The following is a 25027-nucleotide window of genomic DNA, read 5'->3' on the forward strand; positions in this document are numbered from 1 at the left end:
GAAGGCCTTCAGGCGGCGTCCGGTTGCTCCTGCGGCACCGACAGGGAGGCCAGCGCCATCGACACGGCGTGGGACGCGCTCAGGTCGAGACGCGCGCTGGTGCCCCGCGCGCGGTGCCGCATCTCGTCGGCGGCCAGCCTCAGGAGCTGCGGCAGCAGGTCGGTGCAGCGGCGAGCGACCCATCCGGTGCCCGCGGTCGCCAGCCACAGCAGGCTTGCCGACCTGGTGGGGACCGGGAACTCGGGCTCGGGCGACGGCGCGGCCCCCGAGGCGACGCCCTCCTGGGCGAGCAACGCGTGGAAGCGGAGGGCCAGTTGACGGTGTCCCCGCTCGCCGGGGTGCAGCCGGTCCGCGCTCCAGATCTCACGGCCCATGATCCACTCGCCTTCCGCCGCGTGCAGATGCACGGCCCCGTAGCGCTCGGAGAGGGCGTGCACCACGGCGTTGACGGCACGTTGGCGGCGGGCGAGCGGGCGGGCCAGCGCGCCCGGGAGGCCGAGCATCGCACCCGGGTCGGGCAGACAGGCCGTGAGCAGGACGGCGCCCCGCGCCGTGAAGGCGGCGTAGACCTCGTCGAGCCGGGCGGCGACGGCCTGGATGTCGAAGGTGCAGCGCAGGGTGTCGTTGACGCCTATGACGACGGACACGACGTCCGGGTCGAGGGCGAGCCCGGCCGGGGTCTGCCGTTCCAGGACGTCCCGGGTCTGCGCCCCGCTGACCGCCAGGTTCGTGAACTCCACGGACCCGTCCGGCGGTTCGGCAAGGCCGTCGGCGAGCAGCGCGGCCCAACCGCGCCATGCCTCGCCGACGGGATCGCCCACGCCCTCGGTGAGCGAGTCACCGAGGGCGACGAAACGGACCGTTCTCATGCCACGCCTCCGGGCACGTACCGCCGTACCGGAACATCCGCGTCGTGGGCGGACAGGAACGCGTCGACCGCCGTGTGCCAGCCGAAACACTCGGCACGCGCGCGTGCGATCTCGCGGCGCTCCACCTCGGAGCGTTCAAGGAGCATGTCGACGGCGTCCGCGAAGGCACGCCCGTTGTCCGCGGCCGTGGCGCCCGCGGAGCCGATGACCTCGGGCAGCGCGGACGAGGCGCTGGCCACCACGGGCGTGCCGCAGGCCATGGCCTCCAGCGCGGCGAGCCCGAAGGTCTCGGCGGGACCCGGTGCCAGGCACACGTCGGCGGAGGCCTGGAGCGCGCCGAGCAGCCGCCGGTCGGAGACGTGTCCGAGGAAGGTGACAGGCAACCCCCGCTCCCGCGCCCGCTGTTCGAGCCGGGCCCGCAGCGGCCCGTCCCCGGCGACCACCAGGACGGCCCGCCGTCCGCGCCGTACCAGCGCCTCCAGGGCGTCGAGCGCCGTGCCGGGCTTCTTCTCCACGGAGAGCCTGGTGCACGTCACCAGCAGAACCTGGTCCACGCGCGCGTACTCCGCCCGCACCACCGGGTCCCGCAACGCCGGACTGCGCCCCACCAGGTCGACGCCCAGCGGTGCCCGTACGACATTGCGGGCGCCGATGCGGACGAACTCCCGCTCGGCGAACTCGGTGGTGCACACCACGCGCGCGTAGGTGTGCGCCGTGCGGACGTTGAGGGCGTCCGCGGTGCGCCGGGACATGTTCTCGGACAGGCCCCAGGTGCGCAGGACGCCGTCGGCGGTCTCGTGGGACACCATCACGGCGGGGACGCGGGCCCGCCTGGCCCATTTGCCGGTCCAGCGCAGGGTCGTTCGGTCGGAGACCTCCAGGCGGTCGGGGGCGAGGTGTTCCAGGAGGTTGGCGACGCGCCGCTTGTCGGCGAGGACGCGGTAGCCGCCGGTGCCGGGCAGCAGCGGTCCCGGCAGGGTGATGACCCGGCCCTGCTCGGTCTCGCGGTCGGTGTGGCGCTCGCCGGGGACGATGAGGACCGGGTCGTGCCCGGCCTCCTTGAAGCCCTTGCCCAGCTCACGCAGGGCGGTGCGCAGCCCCCCGGAGGAGGGGGCCACGAAGTTGGCGAGCCGGACGATGCGCAGGGAGGCGGTGTTCATGCGGCCACCGCCGTCCTGCGCCCGGCGAGGATGTCGCCGTAGTGCGCGATCAGCTGGTCGCCGACGGCCGCCCAGGTGCGGCCCTCGACCATGGCCCGCGCGGCGGTGCCGTACTCGGCCCGCAGTGCGGGATCGGCGGCCAGGGTCCGCACGGCGTCCGTGACGGCGGCCTCGTCACGCGGCGGGAAGAGGAACCCGGTGCGCCCGTGGGCGACCAGGTCCAGCGGGCCGCCGGCGGCGGGCGCGACGACGGGGACGCCGCTGGCCATGGCTTCCTGGACGGTCTGACAGAAGGTCTCAAAAGGTCCGGTGTGCACGAATATGTCCAACGAGGCGAAGATACGGGCGAGCTCGTCACCGGTACGCCGGCCGAGGAAGACCGCGCCGGGCAGCGCCTCGTCGAGGTGCGGCCGGCTGGGTCCGTCGCCGACGACCACGACCCGGACGCCCTTGAGGCCGCAGGTTCCGGAGAGGAGCTCGATCTGCTTCTCGGGGGCGAGCCGGCCGACGTAGCCGACGAGCAGTTCGCCGTTCGGGGCGAGTTCGCGGCGCAGCGCCTCGTCCCGGTACTCGGGGCGGAAACGCTCGGTGTCGACGCCGCGCGGCCACAGCCGGACCCGGGGCACCCCGTGCGCCTCCAGGTCGCTCAGGGCCGCGCTGGAGGGCGCGAGGGTGCGGTCGGCGGCGGCGTGCACGGAACGGATGCGGCGCCATGCGGTGGCCTCGCCCGCGCCGACGTACGTACGGGCGTATCCGGCCAGGTCGGTCTGGTAGACGGCCACGGCGGGGATGCCGAGCCGTGCGGCGGCGGCCATGCCGCGGACGCCGAGGATGAACGGGCTGGCCAGGTGCACGATGTCGGCGCGGTGCTCGGTGATGGCCGCGGCGACGCGTCGGCTGGGGAGGGCGACACGGACCTGGGGGTAGCCCGGGAGCGGTAGGGAGGGGACACGGATGACGGGGCACGGCGACTGGGCGTCGGGCCCGCTACCGGCCGAGGTGGCCGGCGCGACGACGAGCGGATGATGACCGCGATCCACGAGGTGCCGGGCGGTCTGGAGCGCGCAGTGAGCCACGCCGTTCACATCGGGGGGAAAGGATTCGGTCACGATGACGACACGCATACCCGTGTTGTCGCCGTGCTGGACGTGGCCGCGTCAACGTGGATCTATGCGAACGGTGAACGTCCCATGAGCGTTGCGCTGCGCACCCGAGCAGGTCAGACGGCGTCCATGCCCGTCTGACCCGCGGGTCATCCCACGTTCACACTGCGGGGGCGTCGGGCCCGATCCGGCTCCGTACGGCTGTCTGGACCTCCGCTTCCTCGGCCGGGTCTGCGGCGAGCCTGCGGAGCTGTTCCACGACGCGGGCGTCACCGGTCTCGGCGTGCCGTGCGGCGATCTCGCGGGTGGTCTCCTCGCAGTCCCAGAGGCACTCGACGGCGAAGCCGGTGGGATAGGAGGGGTCGGTGGCGGCCAGGGCCCGGGCGGCCCGGCCGCGGAGATGGGACGAGGCGGTCTCGCGGTACACATGGCGCAGGACGGGGGCCGCGCAGGCGATGCCGAGGCGTCCCGCCCCGTCGACGAGGGTCCACAGGGTAGGGGCGTCGGGCCCCTCGCCCATGACGGCCTCCCTGAGGGCGCCGAGGACGAGGTCGCTGTCCTGGGCCCCGCCCCGGCAGGCGAGCATCCGGCCGGCGGCGGCGCCGAGCGGGTCCGGCCGGCGGGCCCAGCCGCGGGCGCGGTCGACGGCGGCGACGGAGCGCATCCGTTCGAAGGCGTCGACGGCGGCCTCCACGACGGGTGCCGAGCCGGTGGCCACCGCGCGTTCGATCAGTTGGAGGGCCTCGGGATCATTGCTGTCGGCGAGGTACCTCAGGGCGGTGCAGCGGGCTCCCTCGTCGCCGTCCTTAGCGGCCTCGACGATCTCGGGCCGGTCCTCGGGGCCTGCCACGGCGGTGAGGCAGCGGGCGGCGGGGACGTGCAGCGCGGCGCCGCGTTCGAGGCCCTGTTGGGCCCATTCGAACACCGCTCGGACGCTCCACCCCGGACGGGGCCCGGTAGGTCGCATCTGGCGTTGCCAGCGGTCGAAACAGCCGGCTTCCTGGGCGGCACGCACGCGCGTGGCGATCGCTTCGCGTGAGTCCTCGGCCCACAGCCGCCAGGGCCGGGGTTCGAAGGCGTCGCGCACGGCCGTGACGAGTTCGGCCTCGCCCTCGGGGTCGGCGGGGAAACGCGCCAGCACGGGGGCGGCGAGGGCGCGCAGGCCCGCGTCGTCGTCCCGGAGCGCCAGCTCGTCCAGGGCCCAGGCCCAGTTGCTGCCGGAGGCCGCGTACCTGCGCAGCAGGTCGAGCGCGTCCCGCCGTCCGTAGGAGGCGAGATGGCCGAGGACCGCGAGCGCGAGGCCGGTGCGGGACTCCTCGGTGTCGAGGACGTCCTCGGCGTCGAAGAGGTGGGCCTCGACGGCGTCCAGGTCGCCGTTCAGATCGAGGTACAGACGGGCGTAGTACAGGGAGCGGTTCTCCACCTGCCAGTCGTGGCGGGGGTCGCGCAGCACACAGTGGTTCAGTGCCGCGAGTGCCTCGGCACGGGGTGCGGTGAGCGCGTGCAGTGTGCCGTCGCCGCGGCCCCGCTGAAGCAGGCCGAGCAGCGTACCGCTGGGCGCTATGACCGGATCGAACATGGGAAACAGCCTCACATCAAGCGTCGACGCAACCGGGGGACGTGCACTACCTGGCCGCGTGACAACACGTCGGGGCGCCCGCCGTTTCCTGCTTGCTGTAGACCATTTTCCTCTGCCTCTCGTAGGTGGCCCATGCGGGCCGCAACTACGGCCCGCGCGGTGCGGCAACACCTGCCCAGCCATCGCGTCCGTAAATCACGACGTCATGATGACCCGGCGGTTCTCGATGCCGCGACCGAAATTTCGGGCGGCTCGGTGCTGCCTTCCCCCGTTTTCCCCCGTTTTCCTTGTCGTACCTGGTCAGAAGGCCCGTCTTTGCCGCCGACGGGCCGTGTGTCACTGCGCGCCGAACAGCTCCAGCAGCTCGGCCTTGCCGAACATCCGGGCCGTGTCGACCGCCGACGGGGTGCCCGCGGCCGGATCGGCACCGGCCTCCAGGAGCACCTCGATCACCTCTTGCTCACCCTTGAAGACGGCCCCGGCGAGCGGGGTCTGCCCCCGGTCGTTGATCCGGTCGGCCTCGGCGCCCCGGGTCAGCAGGGCCCGTACGGCGTCGGCGTGCCCGTGATAGGCGGCGAGCATCACCAGGGAGTCACCGCGGTCGTTCGTGAGGTTGGCCGGGACGCCCGCGTCCACGTAGGCGACCAGCGTCTCGGTCCCGCCCTGGCGGGCCAGATCGAAGATCTTGGTCGCGAACTCCACGACCTCGGGGTCGGGGGCTTCACTCATCGGCCTGACCGCCTCTCACTAGTACGGGTGAATCGCCAGCGTACTGGCTCCGCCGACACATGACGGGTCCCCTCGGCGGCAAAGATCACCAATGGGCCCGATACCGGTGAAACCCCTGCTCAGACGGCCCGAATGCGCTCCACCATCCGAGGGAAATCTGCCGAAATTCACCCGGTTGCACCTTTTATCGTATGGATACATCCTGTGATCCTGGAAGAACTCATGGTGACTGTCCCCACGAACCAGGAGAGCTCAAATGATCCTGTCCATGTCAGGCGTCGTCCTTCTCGGCATCATCGTCTTCCTCTTCTTCAAGAAGGACGGACTCAAGGCCTCCCACGCCCTGGTGGCCACACTCTTCGGCTTCTACATGGCCAGCACGGCCATCGCGCCGAGCATCAAGGCCGGCGGCGAGAGCCTGGCGAGCCTCCTCGGCGGCATCAAGTTCTGACGCACCCACCCGTACGCACCTTCAGGAGACAGCAGTGGCCCGGCGCCCCCTCCCCCGCATCCTGAGCAACGGCACCGCCCAGATCGCCCGGAGCCGGGAGCTGGCCCGGACGGCGGCCGACAGCGCCACCGATGTCCTCCATCCACTGATCACGATCACCCGGGGTCTGCGCCGGCTGGCATCCGCCGGGCGGCGCAGATGGGCCGACACCCCGAAGGACAAGCGCGGGCCGCTGTTCTTCCTGGTGGCCTCGGTGATCCTGGTCGTGGCACTGGTCCCGTACGGCCCGCTGCTCGCCGCCATCACCCTGATGGCGGCGGCGGCATGGCACGGCCGGGACCGCACACCGCCGGCGCCCGAAGGGCCCGACGAGTCCCAGACCCAGCGCCTCCAGTCCCTCTACGAGGCGCTGGTCCCCTACTTCTCGGCCGCCGAGGACCCGGCGCCACTGTTCGCCCACGGCGGCGACTGGGAGAAGGCGTTCCCCGCCTACGAGTTCGACGGCGCGGGCCGGATCTCCCATCTGGTCGTCCGCTATCCGGCGTACTTCACCGACGGCGAGGCCGACTCCCGCGCGCGGATCGAGCAGCTGCTCACCGCGAAGTCGGGCCGCGGCCGGGAGTACCACTTCGCATGGGACGAGGAGGGCAACCAGCTGACGATCGGTGTGCTCGCCCCGCTCCCCACCGACATCGCCGCCCAGCGCTTCGTCACCGCCCCCGGCGAGACCGTCCTCGGCTTCACCGACCCGTCCCAGGTCCACCGCACGCTCCCCCTCACCCACGGTGAGGAACAGCGTGACGTCCCGCCGGTCGTCTGGCGCACCGGCATCCGCTCCACCGAGCCGAACCTCCTGGTCATGGGCCAGCCCGGGAGCGGCACCTCCACCCTGCTGCGCTCGATCGCCCTCCAGGCGCTCCAGTACGGCGACGTCCTGATCGTCGAAGGCGGCGGCACCGGCGAGTACGCGTGCCTCACCGGCCGGGACGGCGTCCTCGCGGTCGAGTGCGGGCTGACCGGCGCGCTGGCCAGCCTGGAGTGGGCCTCGCAGGAGACCGAGCGCCGGCTGATCGCGGCCAACCACGCGCGCCAGTCGGGCCATCCGGCACCGGACGACACCAGGCGCCCTCTGTGGATCATCCTGGACCGCCCGAGCGCCTTCGCCCACCTCGCCCAGGCCGACGGGCACCAGGACCCGCAGTCCCTGCTCCAGGTCCCCCTGCGGCACGGCCGCGCGGCCAACGTGACGGTCGTGGTGGCCGAGCAGTTCGACAGCGCGGACACCCTCAGCGATGCCGTACGACAGCACACACGCGCGCGTGTCGTCCTCGGCCCGGCCACCGCCGGGCAGCTGGAAGCGGTGCTGGGCGCTCCCCCGCACACCACGCCCGTCGCCCAGGTGCCCCCGGGCCGCGGTTACGCCCGCCTGGGCAGCGGCCCGGTCCACCGGCTCCAGGTGCCGGCCACCCCGGACCCGTACGACGACGCGACGAACGACGCGCACCGCCAGGCCGTCCTGGCCCTGCTCCCGCCGCGCACGACACCGGCGGACGCGGAGGAGACGGTGGGGACGGAAGCGGTGGTGGAGGCCGCCGTGGCGGAGACTTCGTAGCAGCCCGGTCGTGGTGCGGGCGGCCGGAAGTCGCCCGCACCAAAACCGGCGTCCGGAGGCTCTCTACGCCACGAACGTGCGCGGCGAGTCGCCGCCCCCGGTGACGCCGTTCTCCACCAGCCGGGCCGCCGCGGCCAGCCGTACCGCCGCCTCCTCGGCCACCGCGCCGCCCACGGTGAACGGCAGCCGCACATACCCCTCGAAGGCACCGTCGACACCGAAACGCGGCCCGGACGGGACCCGCAGGCCCACCCGCTCCCCCATCTCGGCGAGCCGTGAGCCCGACAGTCCGCCGGTGCGCACCCAGAGCGTGAGCCCGCCCCGGGGCACCTCGAACTCCCAGTCGGGCAGCTGCCGTCGCAGCGCGCCGACCAGCGCGTCCCGGTTCTCGCGGGCCTGGGCGCGCCGGATGTCGACGGCCTGCTCCCAGCCGCCGGTGCTGAACAGCCAGTTGACGGCGAGCTGTTCCAGCACGGGGGTGCCGAGGTCGGCGTAGGCGCGGGCGGCGACCAGGCTGCGGATGACGTCGGGGGCCGCGCGGACCCAGCCGATGCGCATGCCCGCCCAGAAGGCCTTGCTGGCGGAGCCCACGGTGATCACCGTCGAGCCGGCCGGGTCGAAGCCGCAGACGGGCCTGGGCATGTCGACGCCTTCGTCCAGCCACAGCTCGGTCATCGTCTCGTCGGCGACGAGCACGGTGCCCGCCGAGCGGGCCGCGTCGACGAGCTGGCGCCGCTGGTCGTCGTCGGCGAGGGCGCCGGTCGGGTTGTGGAAGTCCGCGACGACGTACGCGAGCCGGGGCGCCGCGTCCCGCAGGACCTGCCGCCAGCGGTCCATGTCCCAGCCGGAGAGCCCGTCCGCCATCGCCACGGGCACCAGTCGCGCGCCCGCCTCCCGCATCAGCTGGAGGATGTTGGCGTAGGACGGCGACTCGACGGCGACCCGCTCGCCGCGCCCCGCGAAGAGGTGGCAGATGGCGTCGATGGCGCCCATCGCACCGGTCGTGACCATGATCTGCTCGGGCATGGTCGGGATGCCGCGCAGGGTGTACCGCTCGGCGATCATCGCGCGCAGCGCGGGCAGCCCGGCCGGGTAGTCGCCGTGCGTGTGGGCGTACGGCGGCAGCTCCTCCAGGGCGCCCTGCACGGCCCGGGTGAGCCACGGCTCGGGCGCGGGCAGCGAGGCGCAGCCCAGGTCGATCACCGAACCGAGCGCCTCCGGGGGCAACGGCTCCAGCCCGCGCGCGGGGAGCGGGTTTCCGGCCGGTACGGCGGTCCAGCTCCCGGCCCCGCGCCGGGACTCCAGGAACCCTTCGGCGCGCAGCGCCTCATAGGCGGCGGCGACGGTGGTGCGGCTGACGGAGAGCGCGAGGGCCAGTTCCCGTTCGGCGGGCAGCCGGGCGGCCACCGGGACGCGGCCCTCCAGCACGAGCAGCCGGATGCCGTCCGCGAGCGCCCGGTAGGCGGGCGGGCGGCGGGTGCCGGGCCCGGCCGGGCGGTCCTGCTGGGAGTTGAGCAGCCGGGCCAGCTGCGCGGCGCCCATCGCCGAGGTCCACTGCGCCATGGAAACCAGTCCACCTTCCTGGAATTGGCCATGGATGGCCTGCGTTCTCAAGCCACAGAGTGACACGCGTCAGGCCACTACCACCACCAGGGGGCACCCTTTGTCCACGCGGAACCGTCTCGGGCGACGGTTGGTCCAGCTCTACGTCGGACTCGCGCTCTACGGCGCCAGTTCGGCGCTCCTGGTGGCCTCGGGTCTGGGACTGGAGCCCTGGAACGTGCTGCATCAGGGCCTCGCCGAACTCACCGGCCTGACGATCGGCGTCGTCTCGATCATCGTGGGCGCGGCGGTGCTGCTCCTGTGGATTCCGCTGCGCCAGCGCCCGGGCCTGGGCACGGTCTCCAACGTGTTCGTGGTCGGCCTGGCCATGGACGGCACGCTCGCGCTGCTGCCCGACGCGCACGGCCTGGCCGTACGGATTCCGCTGCTGCTGGCGGGCATCGTCCTCAACGGGGTGGCCACCGGGCTCTACATCTCCGCGAGCTTCGGTCCCGGACCGCGCGACGGGCTGATGACCGGGCTGCACCAGCGCACCGGCCGGTCCATCCGGCTGATCCGGACGGCGATCGAGGTCGCGGTCGTGGCCACCGGCTTCGCGCTCGGCGGCACCGTCGGCATCGGCACCCTGCTGTACGCCCTGGCGATCGGCCCGCTCGCCCAGCTGTTCCTGCGCGTGTTCGCCGCCCCGCCGGCATCCGGCGGCAGCACGGTCGTAGCCACCGGGTCACCGGAACGGGCCATACTGCCCCGGTGACCACGCTCATACGTCATCCCTATCTCGACCACCCCGGTCCGATCCCCTTCGCCCACCGGGGCGGCGCGGCGGACGGCCTGGAGAACACCGTGTTCCAGTTCCGCCGCGCGGTCGAGCTGGGCTACCGGTACATCGAGACCGACGTCCACGCCACGGCGGACGGAAAGCTCGTCGCCTTCCACGACGAGACCCTGGACCGGGTCACCGACGGCGCCGGACGGATCGCGGACCTGTTCTGGTCGGACGTGAGCCACGCGCGCGTGGCGGGCAAGGAGCCGGTGCCCCTCTTCGAGGAGTTGCTGGAGACCTTCCCCGAGGTGCGCTGGAACGTGGACATCAAGGCGGAGCCCGCGCTGCGCCCGCTCTTGGACCTGCTGGAGCGCACCGACTCCTGGAACCGCGTCCTCGTCGGCTCCTTCTCGGAGAAGCGCGTGGTCCGCGCCCAGCACCTGGCCGGGCCGCGCCTGGCCACGTCGTTCGGCACGCGCGGGGTGCTGAACCTGCGGCTGCGGTCCTGGGGCGCGCCCCTTCCGGTGCGCCGCTCGGCGGTCGCCGCCCAGGTGCCCGAGGAGCAGTCGGGCGTCCCGGTGGTCGACCGGAGCTTCGTGCGGGCCGCACACGCGCGTGGAGTGCAGGTCCACGTGTGGACCATCAACGAGGCCGATCGCATGCACCGGCTTCTGGACCTGGGCGTCGATGGCATCATGACCGATCACATCGACACACTGCGCGAGGTCATGGTGGAGCGGGGCGTCTGGGCCTGAGCCCCGGGGTCGACGCGCTCACGGGGAAGCGAGGGCACGGGTGGGTACCGACACCCTGCGGTCACGGCCGGCCGACGAGGCCGCCGAACGGCGGCGCGAACAGCGCGGCTGGTACTTCTACGACTGGGCCTGCTCCGTCTACTCCACGAGCGTGCTCACCGTGTTCCTGGGCCCCTATCTGACCTCGGTCGCGAAGTCGGCGGCGGACCCGGACGGCTTCGTGCATCCCCTGGGGATACCGGTCCGGGCGGGCTCCTTCTTCGCCTACACCGTCTCCGCGTCGGTCATCGTGTCGATCCTGGTCATGCCCCTGGCGGGCGCGGCGGCCGACCGCACGGGCCGCAAGAAGCCCCTCCTGGCGCTGGCCGCCTATGTGGGCGCGACCGCCACCACGGGCCTGTTCTTCCTGGACGGCGACCGCTATCTGCTCGGCGGCCTCCTGCTGGTCGTCGCCAACTCGTCGGTGGCCGTCTCGATGGTCGTGTACAACTCCTACCTTCCGCAGATCGCCCCTCCTGAGGAGCGCGACGCGGTCTCCTCCCGGGGCTGGGCCTTCGGCTACGCGGCGGGCTCCCTGGTCCTCGTCCTGAACCTGATCCTGTTCACCGCCCACGACTCGTTCGGCCTCTCGGAGTCGATGGCGGTGCGCATCTGTCTCGCCTCGGCGGGCATCTGGTGGGGCGCCTTCACCCTCGTACCGCTGAAACGGCTGCGCGACCGCGGCCGTGCGCCGTCCGAGGCGCCGACGGCGCGGGGCTGGCGGCAGCTCGCGGCGACCGTCCGGGACATGCGCGGCAAACCGCTCACCCTGTCCTTCCTGTTCGCCTATCTGATCTACAACGACGGCATCCAGACGGTGATCTCCCAGGCGTCCGTGTACGGCTCCGAGGAGCTGGGCCTGAGCCAGTCCACGCTCATCACGGCCGTCCTGATGGTCCAGGTGCTCGCGGTGGCGGGCGCGCTCGGCATGGGGCGACTCGCCCGGGCGTACGGGGCCAAGCGGACGATTCTCGGTTCGTTGATCGCGTGGACGGTGACGCTGGCCGCCGGGTACTTCCTGCCCGCCGGCGCGCCCGTCTGGTTCTTCGTGCTGGCCGCCGGGATCGGCCTGGTCCTGGGCGGCAGCCAGGCGCTGTCCCGGTCCCTGTTCTCCCATCTGGTGCCGCCCGGGAAAGAGGCCGAGTACTTCTCCGCGTACGAGATGAGCGATCGGGGCATGAGCTGGCTGGGACCGCTTCTGTTCGGGGTGACCTACCAGCTGACCGGAAGTTACCGGGACGCGATCATCTCCCTGGTGGTCTTCTTCGTGGCGGGATTCGTGCTGCTCGCGCGGGTCCCCGTGGCGCGGGCGATCGGCGACGCGGGCAATCCTCTTCCCGAGAGGATTTAGCGCTGGAGGCGAAAGGGCGGTAGTGTACGCGTTTGGCCTGCCTGGCGTACCGTTACTGCGCGTCAAAGATGACGAATCGCTAGGTGACATCTGCTAGTAGATGTGACAAACCGGGCGCTGGTGGGTACAACAAGGGGCGGCTACGACGGCGACGCATGACCCCGTACGGGAATCTTTACCGCCGACCGGACGTTGACCGGATGACGACGACAGCGACACCTGTCCTGTGGGCGACAAGCCCGGGAGGCACGATTCATGAGTGAGCGAGCTCTTCGCGGCACGCGCCTCGTGGTGACCAGCTACGAGACGGACCGCGGTATCGACCTGGCACCACGCCAGGCCGTGGAGTACGCATGCGAGAAGGGACATCGCTTTGAGATGCCCTTCTCGGTCGAGGCGGAGATCCCGCCGGAGTGGGAGTGCAAGGTCTGCGGGGCCCAGGCACTCCTGGTCGACGGCGACGGCCCTGAGGAAAAGAAGGCCAAGCCCGCGCGTACCCACTGGGACATGCTGATGGAGCGGCGCACCCGCGAGGAACTCGAAGAGGTCCTCGAGGAGCGTCTTGCCGTTCTCCGTTCCGGCGCGATGAATATCGCGGTTCACCCGAGGGACAGCCGCAAGTCGGCCTAGTCCTGAAGGTGCGGAGCGGTTCTACCGCACAAGGCACAAAGCAAGTGAGCGCGGGCGCCGTACGGATTCGTACGGCGCCCGCGCTTTTGCCTGTCCGCGACCGGGTCAGCGGGTGAGCGGCGGGCGCGGGCCCTGCGGGGTCTCGCTGCCGGGCTCCTGACGGATGACCTCGCCCTGGACGACCTTGCCGTCCGGGCGGTGCATACGGGCCTGCTGGAAGACGTCTCCGAGGGTGCCGGGGGTGGCCTTGCCGAGCTTCCGCTCGACCAGGCGCTCCGCGTAGCGCGCCAGGGCCTTCTGGACCGGCGGGATCAGCAGGAGCAGACCGGCCGCGTCGGAGATCAGGCCGGGGATCATCAGCAGCAGCCCGCCCAGCATCATCAGGCCGCTGCCACCGCCGCTGGCCGGGGCGGTGCCCTGCTGCACGGCCTGGCTCAGGTTCTGGAAGGCCCGGCGGCCCGCCCGCTTGATCACCACGGCACCGAGCACGAACCCGGCGAGCAGCAGCAGGAAGACCGTGAGCCCGCTCGACGCGCCCGCGACCACGGTCAGCAGCCAGATCTCCAGCACCAGCCACACGGCGATGCCCAACGGCAGGAACGTACGCAGCCGGGAACGCGGAGGCCGGGCGGCGGAGGAAGGGGTGGGTGCGCCAGTCGTCATACGTCCAGTGTGCCTGGGCCCGGCTCAGTGCGGGATAAGCGGACGATCAACGAGACCTGTGAGGTCGCCGGGCTACGGCTGTGCGGGCTTTCCTCCGGGGTTGGCGCGGCCGCGGAGTTTGCCGACGCGCTCGCCCACGCCCCAGGTCGTGACCCGCCACAGGGCCTCGACGAGGATGTCGCGGCTCATCTTGGAGTCGCCGAGTTCGCGCTCCACGAAGGTGATGGGGACCTCGACGACGTGATAGCCGGCCTTGACGGCACGGCGGGCCAGGTCCACCTGGAAGCAGTAGCCCTGGGAGGCCACGTCGTCCAGGCCGAGGCCTTCGAGGGTCTCGCGGCGGAAGGCGCGATAGCCACCCGTGATGTCGCGCAGCGGCAGGTCGAGTGCCACACGCGAGTAGAGGCTGCCGCCGCGGGAGATGAACTCCCGGGACTTCGGCCAGTTCACCACCCGGCCGCCGGGCACCCAGCGGGAGCCGAGCACCAGGTCCGCGCCCTTGAGCGCGGTGAGCAGCCGGGGCAGCTCCTCGGGCTGGTGGGAGCCGTCCGCATCCATCTCGACGAGGACGCCGTAGCCGTTCTCGATGCCCCAGCGGAAGCCCGCGAGGTACGCGGCGCCGAGGCCCTCCTTGCCCTTGCGGTGCAGCACCTGGACCTGTTCGTCCTCGGCCGCCAGCTCATCGGCAAGTTTGCCGGTGCCGTCGGGGCTGTTGTCGTCGGCCACGAGGACATGAGCCTCGGGGACCGACTTCCGCACCCGACCGACGATGGACTTGATGTTCTCCGCCTCGTTGTAGGTCGGGATGATCACCAAGGCCGTGCCGAGCGGGCCGAACTTCCGCCCCTGGGCCTGTGCCGCGAGGGCTCCGTCGCCGTCGTTCACTGCTGCCCCTTCATGTCCGTACGCAGGCGTCCACCATAGTGGCCGCGGCCTGGGATGACGTGCCACGTCGTTCGTACGGTGGTGTCGATTCGACAAGAACGGGGTAAGACTGCCCCTTTTGGCACCCGCCTACTACGGATGGGGGCCCGGCGCCCTTCGGGCCGACCTGGGACCCGCCGGCTGCGGGTCGACCAAGGCCGTTGTCTACTGGACGTCCGGGCCCCACCCGGGTCACACCAGCCGACCGGCCGGAACGTTCCCTCGCCGTGGCGCGGGCGCTGAGCCTGGCTCCCAGTGACGGTGCCCGGTGCGGCACCGACCCTGACCCAGCGGCGCTCCGACGAGTGCTCGGAGGTTCCCCGGTCGGGCGTCCGGTGGTGGACTCGGACGAACCTACCGGCCCCCTGCGCCCGCCTGTCAACACTCGTTTGACCTGGCCTTTCCCCCTCGACCGGCTGGTCAGGGCAGAGGACGCGCAGGTCGTGCGACGGAGCGGCGGCCCCGGATCGGGGGCGCGCCACCCCGGGAGATCACTCGCCCGGCCGTACGAACACCGTCCGTCCGCCCACGACCGTGCGCAGGCAGACGGGGAGTTCACCGCCCGGTGTCAGATCGGGCAGTCCGGGTGTGCCGGAGCGCGGGTCGGTCGACCAGCGCGCGACCCGGTCGTCGGGCGCCTGCACGACCAGGGCGTCGGTCCGCCAGACGGCGTAGTCGGCGGGCGCGCCCGGGACCAGAACACCCGCGTCGTCCCGTCCCACGGCGCGCCAGCCGCCCCGCGTATGTGCGGTGAACGCGGCCCGGACCGAGACGCGATGTTCAGCCGTACGGTGGAACGCGGCGGCGCGGACCGTGCCCCACGGGTCGATCGGGGTGACCGGGCTGTCCGAGCCGAAGGCGAGCGGCACCCCGGCCCGCAGCAGGGCGGCGAAGGGGTTCAGGGCACGCGCCCGCTCCACGCCGAGCCGCTGGGCGTACATGCCCTCCTCGCCGCCCCACAGCGCGTCGAAGGCGGGCTGCACGGAAGCGGTCAGCCCCAGTTCGGCGAAGGCGGCGATCGTCTCCGGGGTGAGCATCTCGGCGTGTTCGACGCGATGACGGGCGGCGCGGACGCGGGGCAGGCCGACCTTCTCGGCGGCGGCCCGTACCCCCTCGACCACCGCGGTCACGGCGGCGTCCCCGATGGCGTGGAAGCCCGCTTGGAGCCCCGCCTCGGTGCAGGCGACGACATGCGCGGCGACGGCGTCCGCGTCGAGGTAGGCGATGCCCCCGTGCCCGGCGTCGGCGTACGGCTGGTGCAGACACGCGGTGTGCGACCCGAGCGCCCCGTCCACGAACAGATCCCCGGCCGCTCCTGCGGCGCCCAGTTCCCGCGCCTTCTCGACGTCCTGCTCGGCCCAGTAGCCGACGACACGCGGCCCCGGCTCCTCGGCGGCGAGCCGCAGCAGGCCGGTGAAGTCGTCCTCGGAGGAGATGTCCGGGCCCGCGCACTCGTGGACCGAGCCGACGCCCAGGGAGGCCGCGCGGGCGAGGGCGGTGCGCTGGGCCTCGACGCGCTGCGCCGGTGTGATGGCGGCGAGCGCGGTGGAGCGGACGGCGTGGTGGGCGTCGGCGGTGAGGGGGCCGTCGGGTGCGTCGAGGCCGGGGACGAGGTCGAGCAGGGCAGAGGTGACGACGGCGGAGTGGACGTCGATGCGGGAGAGGTAGAGCGGGCGTCCGCCGGTCGCCGTGTCGAGTTCGGCGCGGGTCGGCGGGCGGCCCCCGGGCCAGCGGGCGGCGTCCCAGCCGTGGCCGAGCAGGACGCGGTCGGCCGGGCGGGCGGCGGCGAAGTCCCGGACCAGGGACAGGGCCGCGTCCAGGGACGGCGCGTCGGACAGGTCGAGGCCGGTGAGCGCGAGGCCGGTGGCCGTGGTGTGGACGTGTGCGTCGGTGAACGCCGGGGTGACCAGCGCGCCGTCCAGGTCGACCACCTCGTCGACGCCGTCCGCGAAGGCGTCGGCGGCGCCCTCGGAGCCGACCCAGGCGACCTGGCCGCGTTCCACGACCATCGCGGTCGCGAAGGGATCGGCGGGACTGTGGACTTCGCCGCGGCGGAGCAGGACGGTCGACGGCTCGGGGGTGCGCTCACTCATGGGGAACAGTCTCGCGCCTCACCGGCACCGCCCCGAACCCAGGTCGGTCAGATGCGGGGCGGACGCGCCTCGTACGGCGTCGACAGCACCACCGTGGTCCGCGTCGAGACGCCCGCCAGGCCGCGCAGCCTGGCCAGCAGTTCCTCCAGTTCGTGCGGGGTGGCGACCCGCACCTTGAGGATGTAGTTCTCGTCGCCCGCGACGCTGTGGCAGGCCTCGATCTCGGGGACGTCGGAGAGCCGGTCCGCGATGTCGTCGGGGGCGCTGGGGTCGAACGGTTTCACCGAGATGAAGGCGGTCATGGGCAGCCCCACCGCCTCCGGGTCGACGACCGCGGCGTACCCGCGGATGACGCCCCGCTGCTCCAGCCGGCGCACCCGCTGGTGCACGGCCGACGTGGACAGGCCCGTGGCCTTGCCCAGGTCTGTGTAGCTCATCCGCCCGTCCTTGACGAGCAGCTGCACGATTTGTCGGTCCAGCTCCTCCATGACGCAAGAACCTACAGTGCGTCTGATCTCCACCGATACCTCAGCGGCGCAGGTCATACCCGGTTCGTGATGTGGCCGGGAGCGGCTGGTGAGACGGCTGGGGACAAAAACACCGCACCGGGCACCTGCGGGCGGCATGTGACGAACGCCACAGGTCCCGGACGGTCTCCGTGATGGTCTCGTGATTACCGCGGAGACGGGACGGGAAGTGCTTGCTGTGGTCGAGGCCGCAGCGCCTTCACGGCCCAGCCCAGTAGGGGGAGAAACCCATGCAGAGTCTCAAGCGCCCTGGACGCACCGCGCCCAAGCGGCCGCAACTCGTCGTCGAGCCCGAGCCGGAGGGCGTCGAACCGGACGGCTTCGACTCCGACGACCTCGATGTGTACGACACCTTCGAGATGTACCGGGTGATCTGCCCGGACTGCGTGCAGCCCATCGCGCTCCTCGCCGACGAGGAGGTCCTGCCGGAGCACGCGCTGTGCGCCTCGCCGTGGAACCCGTTCGGGCTGACGGTCTGTGCCGGTACGGGCCGTGAGGCGGCCGACGCCCGCTCCGCCGACGAGTCCGCGGAGCCCCAGGAGCAGGACACCGCCCTGCTGTTGACGCTCCCTCAGGGCCTCGACTGGCGGACGCAGCCCTTCTCGCACGTCGGCGGTCCCAGCTCGCGCCCGATGCGCCTGCCGGACCTGCGCCGCGCCGCCTGAGCGCGCTCGCTCAACCCCAGTAGCTGCCCTGCACCATGGCCCGCAGACTGCCGTGGTGCAGGATCAGTGTGTCCGGGTCCGCCGGGATGTCCGCCTCGCCGAAGTGCACCTGCCGGTAGGCGATACGGAGCATCACGATCGCGTGCCGCAGGGCCGCGTACAGGGTGTAGAACTCCATGTCGCGCGGGGTGTGGCCGGTGAGTTCGGCGTACCGCGCCTCCACCCGGTCCCGGCGGAAGAACTCCGGCAGCCCCGGCTGGCCGAAGGCGACCGTCAGGTCCTGGAAGAAGCGGTGCAGATAGACGGTCCAGCCGAGGTCCACCTCGCGCGGGGCCAGGGCCGCCATCTCCCAGTCGAGGACGGCGACGGGGTCGAACCCGTCGTAGACGACGTTCCCGATGCGGGCGTCACCCCAGTTGAGGACCGGTTCGCCGGGATCGGCCGGCCAGAGGTCGGTGAGCCGGTCGAAGGCGCTCTCGATGAGGGGTGAGCGGGCGATACCGCCAACCACCCATGCGTAGTACGCCCGTTGGGATGCCACATGACGGGTCAGTGCGTCGCCGTCACCCGGAAGGGTGAGGAACTCGGCCTCGGACACCGGGACTTGGTCATGCAGGCGGGCGATGAGCGCCACCGAGGCGGCCTCCAGGTGTTCGCGCTCCGCGTCGGTCGCCGCGTGCAGCCAATTGCCCTCGTACGTATAGGGCATGACGTCAGGCGGCACCCGCCCCTCGGCACGCTCCATGACGAAGAACGGCGCGCCGAGCGGGCCGGGGTCCTCCTCCAGCCAGCGCACGTCCGGCACCGGCAGATCGGTCCGGTCGGCGACCAGGCGCATGGTCCGGAACTGGCGCGGGATGTCGTAGACCGGGAAGACGGTGTACGCCGCCGGATCGGCCGCGAGCCTCAACGCGCAGGCGCGGAGCGGGGGTTCGGGATGCTCGATGTCGAACAGCAAGGTCTCGCTCGACATGCCGTTCGACGCGGGAACCCTGATGTCGACCGCCTTGGCACCGGGCAGCCGGGCACCGAGCCAGGCGGTGAGCCGGTGGGCGAGTTCCTCGGGGTCCCGGGTGGTGGTGCGGGGGCGGGGTGCTGTCGCCATGTCTCAACTCCCTTGCTTCGTCTCCGCGATGCCGCACTACCGCGAGGCCCTGCCGGCTCCCCTACGGCGCGACCGAGTCGAAGCCCGTGAAGCCGCTCGGGTCGTGGCGGCCGAAGGAGCCGTGTTCGAAGATGCCGTGGCCCACCTGACCGTCGAGGCGGAAGCGGGCCGCGTGGTCCGTGACGCCGTAGGTGGCCAGTGGCGCGGGCCGGGTGAGGTCGTAGGTGCGGCTGTCGGTCCAGGCGCGGCCCCGCCAGGTGCCGTGCTGCCAGTCGTCGGCGGGTGGATAGCCGGCGCCGATCGCCAGGGGCGAGGAGGTCAGGATCTCGACGCCGAGTTCCTGGGGTTTGCGGGTGTCGCCGAGGTGGATGACGGCGCGCTCGGGGTGACGGGTGCCGGAGCGGTAGGCGATCTCGGCCTGGGGCCAGCCGAGTTGGCGGTCGCGGTGACCGGGGCGGACGACGGTCGCGTCGTTCAGGGTGCGGTAGCCGTCGGCGTCCTCCTGGACGACGACCATGAGGAAGCGGTCCTCGAAGCGGACGGGGCACCAGATCCAGTGGAAGCCCTCGGTCGGGTGGTCCTCGGCGAGCCGGCCGCCCTCCTCGCCGGGGATCGGCCGCACCCCCCAACTCCGGTCCCTGGTACCGGTCCAGCCGCCCGGGGAGACCCGGAACTCCTCGTCACCGGCGCGGATCACGCCCTCCGCCCCACCCGCCTGGACGAACCGGCGCCCTTCGAGGGTGAGCCGGTCGCCGCGGTACTGGACGTGGTGGGGTTCCCAGAGAGCGGGGAACTCGGCGGTCCACGTGAGGTCGTACGAGAGGGAGTCGCTCTCGCAGCGGAGGCGGAGCCTGCGCAGGGGTTCCTCGACCTCGATGCGCAGGGGGCCGACCGCGAGGCGCATGCGGTCGTCGCCGAGGGCGTCCGAGGCGCGGACCGCGTGGAGGGTGTCGCCGGTGCGGAGGGTGGCGTAGGCGTCGATCACCCCGACGTTGGGGTAGACGCCGAGGCCGAGGATGAGCAGGGCGCGGCCCTCGTGGTCGAGAACGTGGAAGATGCAGCGGTCGTAGGCGTTCCGGTCGCCGGTCGCCGTGTGCTTCATCGACAGGGGCACCTGATGCACGGGGTACTCGTCGAGGGGCACGGGACGGTCGTCTGCCACGGCTAACCTCCCCTGGGGACAGTGAAGGTGACGGTACGTCAGGTTTCGTGCGGTAGCCAGACCCGGGAGCCGTACGCCGGTGAACGTACGCTCGATTCCGAGCACCGGTGACCTGCCGACGCGCCTTTACGTTGCCTTGGTATGACTGCCACCTATGCGCCGACCGGACATCAGCGCCGTAGCTACGTCCCCGTACCGGCAGAATCGGTTCCGCCCGCGCCGCCGCAGCCCCAGGACCCGCCCATCTACCGTGATCTCATGCGCAGTTGGGCCGACCGGGGCCGCACCCTGCCGGGGCGTCACGACCCGGAGTGGGCGCGGCTGGTGGCGCCGGCGGGGTCCGCCCGGTGGGTCAGGGCGGAGGGGGTCAACGGCGCCTGACCGGCGTTGGGTTCTCCCTCGGGGGACCGGGACCGCGGCGGTCCGGGGCCCCGGACGGACCTCGGGCGTCAGCCGGCCCGGTGGGCCTCCGGGCCTGCCAGGTGGCGGGCGATGACCATCCGCTGGATCTGGTTCGTGCCCTCGACGATCTGTAGGACCTTGGCCTCGCGCATGTAGCGCTCGACCGGGAAGTCCGAGGTGTAGCCGTAGCCGCCGAGGACCTGGACGGCGTCGATGGTGGCCTTCATCGCGGTGTCGGTGCAGTGGAGTTTGGCCATGGCCGCCTGCTTGGCGAACGGACGGCCCGCGTCGCGCAGCCGGGCCGCCGCCAGATAGAGGGCGCGGCCCGCCTCGATCTGGGTGGCCATGTCGGCGAGCATGAAGCGCAGGCCCTGGAAGTCGGAGATCGGGCGGCCGAACTGCTGCCTGCCGGTCGCGTAGGCCAGCGCCTCGTCAAGTGCCGCCTGGGCCAGGCCGATCGCGCAGGCCGCGATGCCGAGTCGGCCGGAGTCCAGCGCGGACAGGGCGATCGCGAAACCCTGGCCCTCCTCGCCGATGCGGCGCTCGTCGGGGACGCGGACGCCGTCGAAGTGGACCTGGGCGGTGGGCGAGCCCTTCATGCCCATCTTCTTCTCCGGTACTCCGCCGCTGAGGCCGGCCGCGTCGCCGGGCACCAGGAAGGCGCTGATCCCGCGCGGTCCGTCCTCGCCGGTGCGGGCCATGACCGTGTAGAAGTCGGCGATGCCGCCGTGTGTGATCCAAGCCTTGGTGCCGTCGATCACCCAGTCTCCGCCCGTCTCGGCTTCGCTCGACCGGGAGTGGCCGCCGTCTCGCACCGCCTTCGTGCGCAGGGAGGCCGCGTCGGAGCCGGAGGACGGTTCGGAGAGGCAGTAGGCGCCGAGCAGACCGCCGCCGAGCATCGCGGGGAGGTGCTCGACCTGCTGCTGTTTGGTGCCGTAGTTGGCCAGTGCGTGGCAGGACAGCGAGTGCACGCTGACGCCGAGGCCGACGGTGAGACGGGCCGCCGCGAGTTCTTCGAGGACCTGGAGGTAGACCTCGTACGGCTGGTCGCCGCCGCCGTACTCCGAGTCGTACGGGAGGCCGAGCAGTCCCGACCGGGAGAGCAGGGTGAAGATCTCGCGCGGGAAGTGTCCGGCGTCCTCTTCCTCGGCCGCCCTCGGGGCGATCTCTCGCTGCGCGATGTCGCGGGCCAGCGAGATCAGATCCCGGGCCTCGTCCGTGGGCAGCTGCCGGTCCACCGGCTGCGGGGCGCGGTCGGGCATGGCGACGCTCTCCTCCCTGTCGGGCACGGCGGCGGGCGTCGCCTTGGGTCGAGGCGGCTCCGCCGGGTATCGCGCGGTACGGCCACTGCTCCCGCTTCCGGGTCTCGGAAGCGGCTGACCAGCGGCTCTGCGCTGTGAGTATGCCCGATCGGAGGTCTCGCGTCACCAGTTAACGACCGCTCACTTCAAGAATAACCCGGTCGTCCGGAACACGGCGGGAGCGCCGTTTCAGCCATCCCTGCGGGCGGGCTTCGGCGTCGGGTACGCGGGGTCCAGTTCCTCGATGGCACGCAGGGTGCCGCCGAGGGTCTTCACGAGGAGTTCGCGCATCGTCTCGCGGGAGAGGTCGGAGGTGCTGATCCATTCCAGGGTCGCGCCCTCGACGCTGCACACCCAGCCGAAGAGGGCCATACGGGCGAGCCGGGAGATGTCGGTGCGGCCGTACGCCCCCTCGGCGATGGTGGCGACGATCGCCGCGCGCACTCCGTCGCGGATGGCGTGCACCTCGGTGTCGAAGCCGACACCGCCGCTCACGATGGTGCGGTACGCGGCCTGGTTGTGCTCGGCCCAGCGCAGATAGCTGTCCATCGTCCGCTGTACGCGGTCGAGTTGGGGCAGTTCGAGACCGCTCGCCGCGAAGGTCACCAGGTCGGCGACCGAGTCGTTGATGATCGCCAGGTAGTAGCCGCGCTTGGACTGGAAGTAGTAGTAGATCAGCCCTTTGGCGACATGGGCCTGCCGCGCGATGTCGTCCATGGACAGCGCGTCGTAGGACGTGTCGGCGAACAACTTCCGGCCGATGGTGATGAGTTCGGCGCGGCGCGCCAGAGAGCGCTCGGTACCGCGCGCCCGAGGACGTCCGACGTCACGCTGCTCGCTGATTTCCAATTTCGACTCTGGCTCTCCAACTGGGCTTGGTCAACCGCAGTATGGCAGGTCGCGTATGGAGCAGGTCACAGCAGGCCGATTTGGGTCACGAGCATCGCGATCACCACGACGAGCGTCCAGCCCATGATGTGCTCGGCGATCTTCGGGCCGTCGTCCTTGGGGCCGCCGGTGCGGGTACGGGTGCGGGCGGCGCCGGCTGAGTGTGCGGTCATGGTGGCTCGCAGAGGTCGGATGTGCGATGGACTCCCCCGTTTCGTCCACCTTGCCATCCCTGTCGGCTTTTGCGCCGGAGACCTTGGTCACAGGGACCTCGGTCTCCGGCGCGGGATCAGCGGACGCCCACCGCCCCGAGGGCCTTGCGCTGGCGGGCGGTCGGCTCCGCCGGGAAGTAGAGGTAGCAGACGCCTCCGGTGCCGGAGGAGAGCTTGCCGGAGGCGTTGTACCGCTTGGTACGCAGCCAGATATTTTCCCACTCGCGCCGGTTGTAGACGCGGCGGACGGCCGGATCGGTGGGCGAGTTGGGGTCGTTGGCGATCACGTCCCCGTCCGCCGTGAACCCGATCACGGTCATCAGGTGGCCCGAGGTGCCGTAGCCCGCGCCGGTCAGTTCGGTGGCCAGGAACGACTGGGACGTTATGGCCGGGATGCCCGCCGCGATCAGCGTCTCCAGGTCACCGAGCGAACCGAGCCGGGTGACCACGCCCTGGAGGCCCTTGTACGTCGCCGCGTAGGCGGCGTTGAACGGCCAGTTGCCGCAGCCCTCGTACTGGTAGTCGTAGGTGAAGCGGGCCGCGTTGCAGACCTGCGGGTCGGCGAACGCCGGGTCCACCCAGGCGAGTTGCTCCGGGGTGAGCCGACCGCCCCAGTACTCGATGATCATCTGCGAGGAGGTGGGGCTGCACCAGGCCTCGCCGCCGTTGTCGTACTCGGGGTACTGGCCGACGTGGAGCTCCTGCGAGTAGCGCGGGACGATCAACTCCTGCGCCAGACCGGGAGTCGAGGCCGGAACGGTGAAGCGGTCCGGGATGTCCGAGCCCATCGCGCCGAGCCGCCACACCACGGGGGTGAGCTTGGTGCCGGGCTTGCGGTAGAGGGTCAATCGGAGCTGGTACGACGCGAGGCGCAGGCCCGTCGTCGCGTCGTCGATCGCGAAGGTGTCCGTCCAGATCGTGGACTTGCCGTCCGTCTGCCCGTCGACGGAGGTCCGCTTGATGTCCTCGTCGCCGGCCGCCCAGCGGCCCATCACGTACCAGGGCGTCTCCGTGCCGTCCGAGTACGTGCCGTGCAGCTCGACCTGGATCCAGGTGCCGGCCGGGGTGTGCGCGTTCCAGGACGCGATGGTCTCCGTCGCCGGGACGGAGAGCCTGTGGACGGGGGACGTCCAGGTCGCGTACTCCCAGGCCGCCGTCTTCTGGGTGTGCGGGTCCGTGTAGTCGACGCTGCCGAGGGCGGCGGCGATGGCGAGACCCGGGCGGGAGCCCGCGACGGCGCGGGTGCCCCGGGCGGTGCCGGCGCGCCAGTCGGCGTAGGAGGTCCAGGCGTGGTTGTCGACCAGACGCGACGGCACGCCGTCGGAGTCGGCGGCGTCGTTGACGCGCGCGGTCGCGGCGACCGCCGGGCCCGCCCCGCTCACCACGGCGGCGGCGACCGCGGCGGCCAGGACGGTTCTGCGGGACGGCTGTTCGGCTCTGCTCATGGGCGGAAGACCCCCGGGTGTTCCGAGTCGGGACTGATCCATCGGGACAGTTCCGATGGACGACTGTGCGCCCACTATGGACACACAGGGCACCCCGCTGCCAGCACTTCGAACCTCGCCACACCAAGCAATATTGGTATCGACCAGTGGCATGACCTGGGACGGGAGCCGCCTCTCTCTAGACTGGCCCGGCGACCTGCGGCATCACCCGCCCCACGACCTCCCGGGACCAGTCATGCACGACCTCGCCCATCGCCTGGGCCTCCTGCCCCCGTCCTGCGGCCCGGTCCGGCTCGTCGGCGTCGACGGACACGCGGGGTCCGGGAAGTCCACCTTCGCCGGACGGCTCGCCGAGGCCCTGGGCGGCGCCCCCGTCCTGCACCTGGACGACCTCGCCACCCACGACGAACTGTTCGACTGGACCGGCCGACTGCTGAGCCAGGTGATCACCCCGCTCGGCCGCGGCGAGACCGCGTACTACGCCCCCTACGACTGGCACGCCCGCCGCTTCACGACGCCTCGCGCGCTGCCGCCCGCGCCGGTGGTCCTCGTCGAGGGCGTCGGCGCCGGACGCCGCGCGGTGCGCCCGTTCCTCGCGGGGCTGCTGTGGATGGAGCTGCCCCGCGAGGAGGCCTGGACGCGGGGGCGGGCGCGGGACGGGGCGGAGCAGCGGGACTTCTGGGACGGGTGGGTCCGGGCGGAGCGCGAACACTTCGCCAAAGACCCTTCGCGCCCCCATGCGGACTTCCTGGTACGGCAGTTGAGCAAGGGGTACGAGGTGCTCAAGGGGCCTTCCGGGACGGTTGGACCGGACCGCGAGGTGACCCACGGTGACGGACCGCCCGCAGTGTGCTGAACTTGTGAAGACCCTTCCGGCCGAACTTGTCCGAGTGCCTCAACTCGGCTTGACCCAGGGGCCGTACAGGTCTTACGTTCTGAATGTGCGGCCGTTCGAAGCCGCCCAGAGTCGCGAAGCCCCCGGTTGTTCCCCCGTGATCGGGGGCTTCGTTCTGCTCCCAGCGCGTTTTCCGGCCGC

At 71.9% G+C, this 25027-nt stretch carries 25 protein-coding genes; 9 read left to right on the forward strand and 16 right to left on the reverse strand.

Going from position 1 to position 25027, the window contains the following annotated elements:
- Nucleotides 1-8: 8 nt before the first annotated feature.
- The 5 genes from ACIRB1_RS18210 to ACIRB1_RS18230 form a co-directional block, all read right to left on the reverse strand.
- Nucleotides 9-869, reverse strand: coding sequence for an SGNH/GDSL hydrolase family protein (locus ACIRB1_RS18210; RefSeq protein WP_352180497.1), 861 nt, complete (start codon nt 867-869; stop codon nt 9-11).
- Nucleotides 866-2029 carry a glycosyltransferase gene (locus ACIRB1_RS18215; protein WP_352180496.1) on the reverse strand — a complete coding sequence of 388 codons (1164 nt, stop codon included), beginning with the start codon at nt 2027-2029 and terminating at the stop codon, nt 866-868. Before ACIRB1_RS18215 ends, ACIRB1_RS18210 begins: the two co-directional genes overlap by 4 nt.
- Nucleotides 2026-3153 carry a glycosyltransferase family 1 protein gene (locus ACIRB1_RS18220; protein ID WP_352180495.1) on the reverse strand — a complete coding sequence of 376 codons (1128 nt, stop codon included), beginning with the start codon at nt 3151-3153 and terminating at the stop codon, nt 2026-2028. The genes ACIRB1_RS18215 and ACIRB1_RS18220 overlap by 4 nt, the downstream gene beginning before the upstream one ends.
- A 139-nt stretch (nt 3154-3292) precedes the next feature.
- On the reverse strand, nt 3293-4711 hold the full coding sequence (locus tag ACIRB1_RS18225; protein ID WP_352180494.1) for a HEAT repeat domain-containing protein: 1419 nt from the start codon (nt 4709-4711) through the stop codon (nt 3293-3295).
- Between the two features lie 336 nt (nt 4712-5047).
- Entirely contained in the window at nt 5048-5440 is a 393-nt protein-coding gene (locus ACIRB1_RS18230; RefSeq protein ID WP_352180493.1) for an ankyrin repeat domain-containing protein, read from the reverse strand.
- Between the two features lie 256 nt (nt 5441-5696).
- Between ACIRB1_RS18230 and ACIRB1_RS18235 the strand changes: the two genes are divergently transcribed.
- A complete protein-coding gene (locus tag ACIRB1_RS18235) occupies nt 5697-5891 on the forward strand; it encodes a hypothetical protein (RefSeq protein ID WP_352180492.1) in 195 nt (64 codons plus the stop codon).
- Nucleotides 5892-5925: 34 nt separating this feature from the next.
- Nucleotides 5926-7503: a hypothetical protein gene (locus ACIRB1_RS18240; RefSeq protein WP_352180491.1), complete on the forward strand. Its 1578-nt coding sequence runs from the start codon at nt 5926-5928 to the stop codon at nt 7501-7503.
- A gap of 63 nt (nt 7504-7566) precedes the next feature.
- Here ACIRB1_RS18240 and ACIRB1_RS18245 read toward each other — a convergent pair whose 3' ends face one another.
- A complete protein-coding gene (locus tag ACIRB1_RS18245; protein ID WP_403466246.1) occupies nt 7567-9066 on the reverse strand; it encodes a PLP-dependent aminotransferase family protein in 1500 nt (499 codons plus the stop codon).
- 100 nt (nt 9067-9166) lie between these two features.
- Here ACIRB1_RS18245 and ACIRB1_RS18250 point away from each other — a divergent pair, with 100 nt between their 5' ends.
- The 4 genes from ACIRB1_RS18250 (at nt 9167) to ACIRB1_RS18265 (ending at nt 12604) form a co-directional block, all read left to right on the forward strand.
- Nucleotides 9167-9820 carry a YitT family protein gene (locus ACIRB1_RS18250; RefSeq protein ID WP_403466247.1) on the forward strand — a complete coding sequence of 218 codons (654 nt, stop codon included), beginning with the start codon at nt 9167-9169 and terminating at the stop codon, nt 9818-9820.
- On the forward strand, nt 9817-10584 hold the full coding sequence (locus tag ACIRB1_RS18255; protein WP_328832694.1) for a glycerophosphodiester phosphodiesterase: 768 nt from the start codon (nt 9817-9819) through the stop codon (nt 10582-10584). The genes ACIRB1_RS18250 and ACIRB1_RS18255 overlap by 4 nt, the downstream gene beginning before the upstream one ends.
- Before the next feature lie 40 nt (nt 10585-10624).
- Nucleotides 10625-11974, forward strand: coding sequence for an MFS transporter (locus tag ACIRB1_RS18260; RefSeq protein ID WP_403466248.1), 1350 nt, complete (start codon nt 10625-10627; stop codon nt 11972-11974).
- Between the two features lie 255 nt (nt 11975-12229).
- On the forward strand, nt 12230-12604 hold the full coding sequence (locus ACIRB1_RS18265; RefSeq protein WP_003977404.1) for an RNA polymerase-binding protein RbpA: 375 nt from the start codon (nt 12230-12232) through the stop codon (nt 12602-12604).
- A 105-nt stretch (nt 12605-12709) separates the two neighbouring features.
- Here the strand turns inward: ACIRB1_RS18265 and fxsA are convergent, their stop codons facing one another.
- The 4 genes from fxsA to ACIRB1_RS18285 all read right to left on the reverse strand — a co-directional run bounded on the left by fxsA (nt 12710) and on the right by ACIRB1_RS18285 (nt 16772).
- Entirely contained in the window at nt 12710-13267 is a 558-nt protein-coding gene (gene fxsA / locus ACIRB1_RS18270) for an FxsA family membrane protein (protein ID WP_403466249.1), read from the reverse strand.
- A 72-nt stretch (nt 13268-13339) separates the two neighbouring features.
- The gene (locus tag ACIRB1_RS18275; RefSeq protein ID WP_352180486.1) at nt 13340-14152 is read right to left on the reverse strand and encodes a polyprenol monophosphomannose synthase; all 813 of its coding nucleotides are present in this window, start codon (nt 14150-14152) and stop codon (nt 13340-13342) included.
- 530 nt (nt 14153-14682) lie between these two features.
- Nucleotides 14683-16284 (reverse strand): amidohydrolase, encoded by a 1602-nt coding sequence (locus ACIRB1_RS18280; RefSeq protein ID WP_403466250.1) that lies wholly within the window; start codon nt 16282-16284, stop codon nt 14683-14685.
- A gap of 47 nt (nt 16285-16331) precedes the next feature.
- Nucleotides 16332-16772 (reverse strand): Lrp/AsnC family transcriptional regulator, encoded by a 441-nt coding sequence (locus ACIRB1_RS18285; RefSeq protein ID WP_266766881.1) that lies wholly within the window; start codon nt 16770-16772, stop codon nt 16332-16334.
- A gap of 269 nt (nt 16773-17041) precedes the next feature.
- Between ACIRB1_RS18285 and ACIRB1_RS18290 the strand changes: the two genes are divergently transcribed.
- The gene (locus ACIRB1_RS18290) at nt 17042-17476 is read left to right on the forward strand and encodes a hypothetical protein (RefSeq protein WP_403466251.1); all 435 of its coding nucleotides are present in this window, start codon (nt 17042-17044) and stop codon (nt 17474-17476) included.
- Between the two features lie 10 nt (nt 17477-17486).
- On the opposite strand, the gene ACIRB1_RS18295 is transcribed toward ACIRB1_RS18290, so the two are convergent.
- Nucleotides 17487-18581 (reverse strand): phosphotransferase family protein, encoded by a 1095-nt coding sequence (locus tag ACIRB1_RS18295; RefSeq protein WP_403466252.1) that lies wholly within the window; start codon nt 18579-18581, stop codon nt 17487-17489.
- 61 nt (nt 18582-18642) lie between these two features.
- A complete protein-coding gene (locus ACIRB1_RS18300; protein WP_403466253.1) occupies nt 18643-19743 on the reverse strand; it encodes a hypothetical protein in 1101 nt (366 codons plus the stop codon).
- Nucleotides 19744-19884: 141 nt separating this feature from the next.
- Here ACIRB1_RS18300 and ACIRB1_RS18305 point away from each other — a divergent pair, with 141 nt between their 5' ends.
- Complete coding sequence (locus tag ACIRB1_RS18305) at nt 19885-20124, forward strand: hypothetical protein (protein ID WP_352180481.1); 240 nt, start codon at nt 19885-19887, stop codon at nt 20122-20124.
- Nucleotides 20125-20192: 68 nt separating this feature from the next.
- On the opposite strand, the gene ACIRB1_RS18310 is transcribed toward ACIRB1_RS18305, so the two are convergent.
- The 4 genes from ACIRB1_RS18310 to ACIRB1_RS18325 all read right to left on the reverse strand — a co-directional run bounded on the left by ACIRB1_RS18310 (nt 20193) and on the right by ACIRB1_RS18325 (nt 23991).
- Nucleotides 20193-21407 (reverse strand): acyl-CoA dehydrogenase family protein, encoded by a 1215-nt coding sequence (locus ACIRB1_RS18310; protein ID WP_403466254.1) that lies wholly within the window; start codon nt 21405-21407, stop codon nt 20193-20195.
- Nucleotides 21408-21635: 228 nt separating this feature from the next.
- The gene (locus ACIRB1_RS18315; RefSeq protein ID WP_352180479.1) at nt 21636-22295 is read right to left on the reverse strand and encodes a TetR/AcrR family transcriptional regulator; all 660 of its coding nucleotides are present in this window, start codon (nt 22293-22295) and stop codon (nt 21636-21638) included.
- A 65-nt stretch (nt 22296-22360) separates the two neighbouring features.
- Nucleotides 22361-22507: an SCO1431 family membrane protein gene (locus tag ACIRB1_RS18320; protein ID WP_352180478.1), complete on the reverse strand. Its 147-nt coding sequence runs from the start codon at nt 22505-22507 to the stop codon at nt 22361-22363.
- A gap of 116 nt (nt 22508-22623) precedes the next feature.
- Nucleotides 22624-23991, reverse strand: coding sequence for a peptidase C39 family protein (locus ACIRB1_RS18325; protein WP_403466255.1), 1368 nt, complete (start codon nt 23989-23991; stop codon nt 22624-22626).
- Between the two features lie 235 nt (nt 23992-24226).
- Here ACIRB1_RS18325 and ACIRB1_RS18330 point away from each other — a divergent pair, with 235 nt between their 5' ends.
- A complete protein-coding gene (locus tag ACIRB1_RS18330; protein ID WP_403466256.1) occupies nt 24227-24847 on the forward strand; it encodes a uridine kinase in 621 nt (206 codons plus the stop codon).
- Nucleotides 24848-25027 lie beyond the last annotated feature (180 nt).

This window comes from Streptomyces sp. NPDC096013 (assembly GCF_044763565.1).
Lineage (GTDB): Bacteria > Actinomycetota > Actinomycetes > Streptomycetales > Streptomycetaceae > Streptomyces.

What these genes read in the sequence shown, in the direction of transcription:
- ACIRB1_RS18210 (WP_352180497.1), bottom strand. Translation starts at nt 869, where the DNA reads ATGAGAACGGTCCGTTTCGTCGCCCTCGGTGACTCGCTCACCGAGGGC.
- ACIRB1_RS18215 (WP_352180496.1), bottom strand. Translation starts at nt 2,029, where the DNA reads ATGAACACCGCCTCCCTGCGCATCGTCCGGCTCGCCAACTTCGTGGCC.
- ACIRB1_RS18220 (WP_352180495.1), bottom strand. Translation starts at nt 3,153, where the DNA reads ATGCGTGTCGTCATCGTGACCGAATCCTTTCCCCCCGATGTGAACGGC.
- ACIRB1_RS18225 (WP_352180494.1), bottom strand. Translation starts at nt 4,711, where the DNA reads ATGTTCGATCCGGTCATAGCGCCCAGCGGTACGCTGCTCGGCCTGCTT.
- ACIRB1_RS18230 (WP_352180493.1), bottom strand. Translation starts at nt 5,440, where the DNA reads ATGAGTGAAGCCCCCGACCCCGAGGTCGTGGAGTTCGCGACCAAGATC.
- ACIRB1_RS18235 (WP_352180492.1), top strand. Translation starts at nt 5,697, where the DNA reads ATGATCCTGTCCATGTCAGGCGTCGTCCTTCTCGGCATCATCGTCTTC.
- ACIRB1_RS18245 (WP_403466246.1), bottom strand. Translation starts at nt 9,066, where the DNA reads ATGGCGCAGTGGACCTCGGCGATGGGCGCCGCGCAGCTGGCCCGGCTG.
- ACIRB1_RS18265 (WP_003977404.1), top strand. Translation starts at nt 12,230, where the DNA reads ATGAGTGAGCGAGCTCTTCGCGGCACGCGCCTCGTGGTGACCAGCTAC.
- fxsA (WP_403466249.1), bottom strand. Translation starts at nt 13,267, where the DNA reads ATGACGACTGGCGCACCCACCCCTTCCTCCGCCGCCCGGCCTCCGCGT.
- ACIRB1_RS18280 (WP_403466250.1), bottom strand. Translation starts at nt 16,284, where the DNA reads ATGAGTGAGCGCACCCCCGAGCCGTCGACCGTCCTGCTCCGCCGCGGC.
- ACIRB1_RS18285 (WP_266766881.1), bottom strand. Translation starts at nt 16,772, where the DNA reads ATGGAGGAGCTGGACCGACAAATCGTGCAGCTGCTCGTCAAGGACGGG.
- ACIRB1_RS18290 (WP_403466251.1), top strand. Translation starts at nt 17,042, where the DNA reads ATGCAGAGTCTCAAGCGCCCTGGACGCACCGCGCCCAAGCGGCCGCAA.
- ACIRB1_RS18295 (WP_403466252.1), bottom strand. Translation starts at nt 18,581, where the DNA reads ATGGCGACAGCACCCCGCCCCCGCACCACCACCCGGGACCCCGAGGAA.
- ACIRB1_RS18305 (WP_352180481.1), top strand. Translation starts at nt 19,885, where the DNA reads ATGACTGCCACCTATGCGCCGACCGGACATCAGCGCCGTAGCTACGTC.
- ACIRB1_RS18310 (WP_403466254.1), bottom strand. Translation starts at nt 21,407, where the DNA reads ATGCCCGACCGCGCCCCGCAGCCGGTGGACCGGCAGCTGCCCACGGAC.
- ACIRB1_RS18320 (WP_352180478.1), bottom strand. Translation starts at nt 22,507, where the DNA reads ATGACCGCACACTCAGCCGGCGCCGCCCGCACCCGTACCCGCACCGGC.
- ACIRB1_RS18325 (WP_403466255.1), bottom strand. Translation starts at nt 23,991, where the DNA reads ATGAGCAGAGCCGAACAGCCGTCCCGCAGAACCGTCCTGGCCGCCGCG.
- ACIRB1_RS18330 (WP_403466256.1), top strand. Translation starts at nt 24,227, where the DNA reads ATGCACGACCTCGCCCATCGCCTGGGCCTCCTGCCCCCGTCCTGCGGC.